Genomic DNA, 6,676 nt, shown 5'->3' on the forward strand with positions numbered 1-6,676 from the left:
GAGACCGGGGTGCGCTCGACCAGCGCCCGGGAGGTGACCATCTCGCTCACGTAGAGGGAGGTGGCCTCGCCGGCGCCTACGGCAGCGCGCCGGAGGGTGCCATGGTGGCCCGCGACGCCGAGATCGACCTGGCCGTCGAAGAGCTGGAGCCGGCCGCCTCGCGGGTGCGGGCGGCGGCCGTGGCGGTCGAGGGCTACGTGCTCTCCGAGGAGCTGCACCCGGACCCCGAGACCCAGGACGGCCACGCCACGCTGGTGCTCTCGGTGCCGTCGCAGCGGCTGGACCGCGCGCTGGAGCAGCTCGCCGAGATCGGCGAGGAGCGCGGCCGCAGCGTGTGGAGCGAGGACGTCACCGCCGACTACGTGGACTCCGCCGCCCGCGTCGAGACCCTGCAGGCCAGCGTCGAGCGGACCCGGCGGCTGATGCAGCAGGCGGAGTCGATCGAGGACATCGTGGCCCTGGAGCGGGAGCTGGCCCGCCGCGAGGCGGACCTGGACGCGCTCACGGCGCACGTGGCGGCGCTGGAGGACGACGTGGCCCGCTCCGCCCTCACCGTGCACCTGACCGCCAGCGACGAGCTGGCGCAGCAGGCCGAGCCGGCGCCGGCCGGGTTCCTCGCCGGACTGGACCAGGGCTGGGCGGCGTTCACCGCGTTCGTCACCGGCGCGCTGACGGTGCTGGGCGCGCTGCTGCCGTTCCTGCTGCTGGCACTGGTGCTGCTGGTCCCGGCGGCCGCGCTGCTCCGGCGCCGCCGCGCGCGAGCCTGAGGCGGGCGGCTACGCCGGCTCGACGTCGCCGCCGCTGACCCGGTGCACCAGCTCCACGACCCGGGTCAGCACGGTGGGGTCGGTGTCGGGCAGCACGCCGTGGCCGAGGTTGAAGATGTGTCCCGGGGCCTGCCGGCCCTCCTGCACGATCTCCACGACCCGGCGCTCGAGCGCCTCCCACGGCGCGAACAGCAGCGCCGGGTCGAGGTTGCCCTGCACCGCGTAGCGGCCACCGGTGCGCTCGACCGCGTCCGGCAGCGCCACCCGGTAGTCCACGCCGATCACCTCGGTGCCGGCCTCGGCCATGTCGGCCAGCAGCTCCCCCGTGCCCACTCCGAAGTGGATGCGCGGCACACCCAGCTCGCCGACCGCCGCCAGCACCGTCTGGCTGTGCGGTGCCACCAGCCGGCGGTAGTCGGCCCGCGACAGGGCGCCGGCCCAGGAGTCGAACAGCTGCACCGCGGCGGCACCGGCCTCCACCTGCACCCGCAGGAAGGCCGCGGCGATCCCGGCCAGCCGTGCGCACAGGTCCGACCACAGCCGCGGGTCCCCGTGCATGAGGGCCTTGGTCCGCTCGTGGTTGCGGGAGGGGCCACCCTCCACTAGGTAGGACGCCAGCGTGAACGGCGCGCCGGCGAACCCGATCAGCGGCGTCTCCCCCAGCATCGCCACGGTGCGCCGCACCGACTCGGCGACGTCCGGCACCTGCTCGGGCTGCAGCGGCGGCAGCCGGTCCAGGTCGGCCCGGGTGCGGAACGGCTCGGCCACGACCGGGCCCACGCCGGGGACGATGTCCAGGTCCACCCCCACCGCCTGCAGCGGCACCACGATGTCGCTGAACAAGATCGCCGCGTCCACGCCGTGCCGGCGCACCGGCTGCATCGTGATCTCGGCGACCAGCTCGGGGGTGCGGCAGGCCTCGAGCATCGGCACTCCCTCGCGGAGCTGCCGGTACTCCGGCAGCGACCTGCCGGCCTGCCGCATGAACCACACCGGGGTGTGCGGCACCGGCTCTCGCCGCGCGGCCCGCACCAGCACGCTCCCCGCCCCGGGACGGGCGGTCTGGAGGGCGGTGTCGGTCGGGCGCGCGGCGGGATCGGTCACGTCCCCGATCCTGTCATGAGGGCGTCGCACCCGGGCCCCGCGCCCGGCGTGCCGTCCACCGGTCCGGCGGGCCCGCGCCATACGCTGAGCGCGTGATGTCCCGCACCCGCACCGGTCGCCCGGGCGCGACCGGAGGTGAGCCGACGCCCGCCGGCACCGCGTTCGGGCGGGCGCTGGCCGCGGTGCGCGCGGTCACGCTGCGCCCCGAGGTGCTCGTCGAGGAGGTGCCCGCCCCCACCCGGCTGGCACCGCACGCGCTGGCGCTGTCCGGTGACGTCGTGCCCTCGCGCGCCGACGACGGGGACGCGGTGGCCACCGGGCGGTTCGTGCTGCTGCACGACCCCGCCGCCCCCGAGCCGTGGGAGAGCACCTGGCGGGTGGTCACCTACGCCAAGGCCCAGCTGGAGCCGGAGATGGGCCACGACCCCGTCCTGGGCGAGGTCGGCTGGTCCTGGCTCACCGAGGCGCTCACCGAGCGGGCCGCGGAGTACACCGCCGTGGCCGGGACCGTGACCAGCGTGCTGTCGGAGAGCTTCGGCGCGCTGTCCACCACGGAGGCGACCGTCGAGCTGGAGGTCCGCGCCTCCTGGTCGCCGCTGGGCGAGCCGGAGTCGCTCGAGGCCCACCTGCAGGCGTGGGGCCACCTGCTGTGCACCATCGCCGGGCTGCCGCCCCTGCCCGAGGGGGTCGTCGCGCTGCCGGGACGGCGCGGCTGATGACGGGACTGGAGCAGCAGCCGCCCACGACCGAGCCCGGGGACGGACCCGAGCCGCAGCCGCCGGTCGAGGAGCTGACCGCCCCTCGCGACGGGGTGCCCCCGGTCGTCGACACCCCGGCAGGGTTGCAGGAGGCCGTCGAGGCCCTGGCCGGTGGGGTCGGCCCGGTCGCCATCGACGCCGAGCGCGCGTCCGGGTACCGCTACGGCCAGCGCGCCTACCTGGTGCAGCTGCGCCGCGCCGGTTCCGGCACCTGGCTGGTCGACCCGGTCCCGTTCCCGGACCTGGCGCCGCTGCAGCAGGTGCTGGCCGGCACCGAGTGGGTGCTGCACGCCGCGACCCAGGACCTGCCGTGCCTGGCCGACCTGGAGCTGCGGCCCTCCCGCCTCTTCGACACCGAGCTCGGGGCCCGGCTGGCCGGGCTGCCCAAGGTCGGCCTGGCGGCCGTGCTCGGCCACTACCTCGGGGTGGGGCTGGCCAAGGAGCACTCCGCGGTCGACTGGTCCACCCGCCCGCTGCCCGAGCCGTGGCTGCGCTACGCCGCGCTGGACGTCGAGCTGCTCGTCGAGCTGCGGGACGCGCTGGCCGCCGACCTGGAGCAGCAGGGCAAGGACGGCTGGGCGGCCGAGGAGTTCGACGCGCTCACCCGGTTCACCGGGCCGGACCGGCGGCCGGACCCGTGGCGGCGCACCTCCGGCATGCACAAGGTCCGCTCCCGTCGGGTCGCGGCCCGGGTCCGGGAGCTGTGGCGGGTCCGGGACGAGATCGCCCAGGAGCGCGACGTTTCCCCCGGCCGGGTGCTGCCCGATGCCACCCTGATCGACCTCGCGGTGAGGGCACCCCGCGACCCCGCCGCCCTGGGCGGCGACAACGCCGAGGCCACCCGGTCCCGCCGGCGGCGCGCCAACACCGGGCTGCTGCGGCACCAGCGCCGCTGGCTGCAAGCGATCCGGGAGGCCAGTGACCTGCCGGAGGACCAGCTGCCCGAGCTGGCCCGCCGCACCGACGCGCCCCCGCCGGCGCGCGCCTGGGTCGACCGCGACCCGCTCGCGCACGCCCGTCTGGTCCAGGTCCGGGAGGAGCTGGCCGCTCTCGCCGAGCAGCACGCCGTCCCGGTCGAGAACCTGATGACCCCGGACACGCTGCGCCGGGTGCTGTGGCACCCGCCGGCCCCGGCCGAGGACCCGCCCGAGGGCATGGAGGAGGGCGAGGACGAGGCCGCCCTCAGCGCCGCGCTCGATGAGAGATTCGCCACGCTCGGCGCCCGCCGCTGGCAGCGGCGGCTCGTGGTCCCCGTGGTCGCCCGGGCGCTGCGTGACCACCGCTGATGCGGTGCTGACCAGCTGTCACCGGCCCCGAGGCACCCGCGTGCTGTGGTATCAATAGTGAGTCAAGCCTTGCTCAACACTCGGCATGGGATTCGAGCGTTATCTCATATCTGATCTACAGTGACCGGCATGACGCAGACGTACCTGTCCCGCATCGGCAACCTGATCCGGGACGCGCGCCGGCACCAAGACCTGACCCAGGCCGAGCTGGCCGCCCTGCTGGGCACCAGCCAGAGTGCCGTGGCCCGCATCGAGCAGGGCAAGCAGAACCTGTCGCTGGAGATGCTGGCCCGCATCGGTGAGAAGCTGGACTCCGAGATCGTCTCGGTCGGCAGCGCCGTCCCGCAGAACCTGCGCATCACCGGCGGCGTCAAGCTCTCCGGTGAGATCGACGTGCGTACCTCCAAGAACGCCGCGGTCGCGCTGTTGTGCGCCTCGCTGCTCAACAAGGGCCGCACCACGCTGCGCAACCTGGCCCGCATCGAGGAGGTCAACCGGATCACCGAGGTGCTGACCAGCATCGGGTTCCGGATCCGCTGGCTGCCGGACTCCTCGGACCTGGAGATCGTGCCGCCGCCCAGGATCGACCTGGACTCGATGGACGAGACGGCCGCGCGCCGCACCCGGACCATCATCATGTTCCTGGGCCCGCTGCTGCACGAGTTCGACAACTTCGAGCTGCCCTACGCCGGCGGCTGCGACCTGGGCACCCGCACCGTCGAGCCGCACATGATCGCGCTGCGGCAGTACGGCCTCGACGTGACCGCGACGATGGGCTCCTACCACGCCACCGTCGACGCCTCCCGGCGCCCGACCAAGCCGATCGTGCTCACCGAGCGGGGCGACACCGTCACCGAGAACGTGCTGCTCGCGGCGGCCCGCCACCCGGGCACCACGGTCATCCGCAACGCCTCAAGCAACTACATGGTGCAGGACCTGTGCTTCTTCCTGCAGCAGCTGGGGGTGCGGGTCGACGGCATCGGCACCACCACGCTGCGGGTGACCGGCGTGCGCGAGATCAACGAGGACGTGGAGTTCTCCCCCAGCGAGGACCCCATCGAGGCGATGAGCCTGCTCGCCGCGGGCGTGGTGACCGGCAGCGAGATCACTATCCGCCGGGTGCCCATCGAGTTCATGGAGATCGAGCTGGCGGTGCTGGACACCATGGGGCTGCAGTACGAGCTGTCCGAGGAGTACCCCTCGGCCAACGGCCACACCCGGCTGGTCGACCTGCGCACCGTGCCGGGCCGGCTGCGGGCGCCGCTGGACAAGGTCCACCCGATGCCCTTCCCCGGCATCAACATCGACAACCTGCCGTTCTTCGCGATCATCGCGGCGTGCGCCGAGGGCTCGACGCTGATCCACGACTGGGTTTACGAGAACCGCGCCATCTACCTCACCGAGCTCACCACGCTCGGTGCCAAGGTGCACCTGATGGACCCGCACCGGGTGATGATCGAGGGTCCCACCAAGTGGCGCGCCGGGGAGATCATGTGCCCGCCGGCGCTGCGCCCGGGCGTGGTGATCCTGCTGGCGATGATGGCCGCGCCGGGGGTCTCGGTGCTGCGCAACGTCTACGTCATCAACCGCGGCTACGAGGACCTGGCCACCCGGCTGAACAACCTGGGCGCGGGCATCCAGACCTTCCGCGACATCTGAGCCTTCAGCGCCAGCGGCGCAGCACCCGGCTCAGTCCCTCGGCGAACGCGGCGCTGGAGAGCAGGAGGTACTCCGGGAACCGCCGCCGCACCAGCGGGTGGACCCGGCTGCCGGCCAGCGTCAGGGCCGCGCCGACCACGGCCACCCGTGCCGGGCGGGCGGCCAACGTGCCCAGCGTGAACCGCAGCAGGTCGGTCCCCTCCTCCCCGGCCGCGCGGGCGTACACCTTGACGGGCACCCCGTTGACCGCCTGCCGGAGGACGCCGTAGGGGCTGGCGGCCAGCTGCTCCCGCGCGACCTGGTGCATCCGGGGCGTGGTCAGCGGAGCCGGGAAGCGCACGCCGCGGCGGGCCAGCACGCCGTGCGCCACGACCCCGGCGACTGAGCCGGCGGCCAGCGCCGTCGCGACCGGCAGCATCCGCCGCGGCTGCGGCACGCCGACGGCCAGCAGGAAGTACTCCGCCATCACCGGCCAGGAGACCGCCTCGGCCGCGCCCCAGGCGAAGGCCGCCCCGGCGAGCACGGCGGTGCGGCGGCCGTCCAGCCACACCCAGGACGGCGAGTCCGGCCACGGGACCGCGGCGCTGTCGTCCCGCAGCGCCTGCACCGCCGCCCGCACCGTCTCGGCGCTCGTGGTGGCGCAGTCCCGCGGTGACAGCGGCTCCCCGAACCGCAGCACCACCCCGGCCGGGCGCAGCCGCCCGCTCTTGGGCAGCACCTGGTCGGTGCCGCTGATGCCCACCGGCACCAGCGGCACCTCCAGGTCCTGGGCCAGCCGCAGCGCCCCGGACCGGAACCGGCCCAGCCGGCCGTCGGTGGCTCGGGTGCCCTCCGGGTAGATCACGACGGTGCCGCCCTGGCCGAGCACCGGGGCGGCCGCCTCCCGCAGCGCGGCGTAGCCGTCGCCGTCCCGCCGGATCGGCAGGGGGCCCACCAGGCCGGTCACCACCCAGCGCCGCCAGCTGCTCGTGAACCAGTAGTCCGCCGCGGCGACGAAGACCGGCCGCCGGGCCGGCGACAGCGTGGCCAGCAGCACGGCGGTGTCGGCGTGCGAGCAGTGGTTGGCGACCAGCACCGCCGGGCCGTCCGGCGGCCGACCGCC

At 74.7% G+C, this 6,676-nt stretch carries 6 protein-coding genes; 4 read left to right on the top strand and 2 right to left on the bottom strand.

Features of this window, described 5'->3' with window-relative positions; genetic code table 11:
* The coding region (locus GFJ45_RS14365; RefSeq protein WP_153398401.1) for a DUF4349 domain-containing protein at positions 1 to 767 on the top strand (767 nt) is incomplete at its 5' end.
* A gap of 9 nt (positions 768 to 776) precedes the next feature.
* Here the strand turns inward: GFJ45_RS14365 and hemE are convergent.
* The gene (gene hemE, locus GFJ45_RS14370) at positions 777 to 1,871 is read right to left on the bottom strand and encodes a uroporphyrinogen decarboxylase (RefSeq protein WP_407670406.1); all 1,095 of its coding nucleotides are present in this window, start codon (positions 1,869 to 1,871) and stop codon (positions 777 to 779) included.
* A gap of 95 nt (positions 1,872 to 1,966) precedes the next feature.
* On the opposite strand from hemE, the gene GFJ45_RS14375 reads away from it, so the two are divergent.
* From GFJ45_RS14375 to GFJ45_RS14385, 3 genes are all read left to right on the top strand, one after another.
* On the top strand, positions 1,967 to 2,587 hold the full coding sequence (locus tag GFJ45_RS14375) for a DUF3000 domain-containing protein (protein ID WP_153398411.1): 621 nt from the start codon (positions 1,967 to 1,969) through the stop codon (positions 2,585 to 2,587).
* On the top strand, positions 2,587 to 3,915 hold the full coding sequence (locus tag GFJ45_RS14380) for an HRDC domain-containing protein (RefSeq protein WP_153398405.1): 1,329 nt from the start codon (positions 2,587 to 2,589) through the stop codon (positions 3,913 to 3,915). Before GFJ45_RS14375 ends, GFJ45_RS14380 begins: the two co-directional genes overlap by 1 nt.
* Before the next feature lie 129 nt (positions 3,916 to 4,044).
* A complete protein-coding gene (locus GFJ45_RS14385) occupies positions 4,045 to 5,574 on the top strand; it encodes a helix-turn-helix domain-containing protein (RefSeq protein ID WP_153398407.1) in 1,530 nt (509 codons plus the stop codon).
* A 4-nt stretch (positions 5,575 to 5,578) separates the two neighbouring features.
* Here GFJ45_RS14385 and GFJ45_RS14390 read toward each other — a convergent pair.
* On the bottom strand, positions 5,579 to 6,676 hold a 1,098-nt coding region (locus GFJ45_RS14390; RefSeq protein WP_153398409.1), incomplete at its 5' end, for a lysophospholipid acyltransferase family protein.

Source organism: Ornithinicoccus halotolerans (assembly GCF_009602535.1).
Classification (GTDB): domain Bacteria; phylum Actinomycetota; class Actinomycetes; order Actinomycetales; family Dermatophilaceae; genus Ornithinicoccus; species Ornithinicoccus halotolerans.

What these genes read in the sequence shown, in the direction of transcription:
- GFJ45_RS14375 (WP_153398411.1), top strand. Translation starts at nt 1,967, where the DNA reads ATGTCCCGCACCCGCACCGGTCGCCCGGGCGCGACCGGAGGTGAGCCG.
- GFJ45_RS14380 (WP_153398405.1), top strand. Translation starts at nt 2,587, where the DNA reads ATGACGGGACTGGAGCAGCAGCCGCCCACGACCGAGCCCGGGGACGGA.
- GFJ45_RS14385 (WP_153398407.1), top strand. Translation starts at nt 4,045, where the DNA reads ATGACGCAGACGTACCTGTCCCGCATCGGCAACCTGATCCGGGACGCG.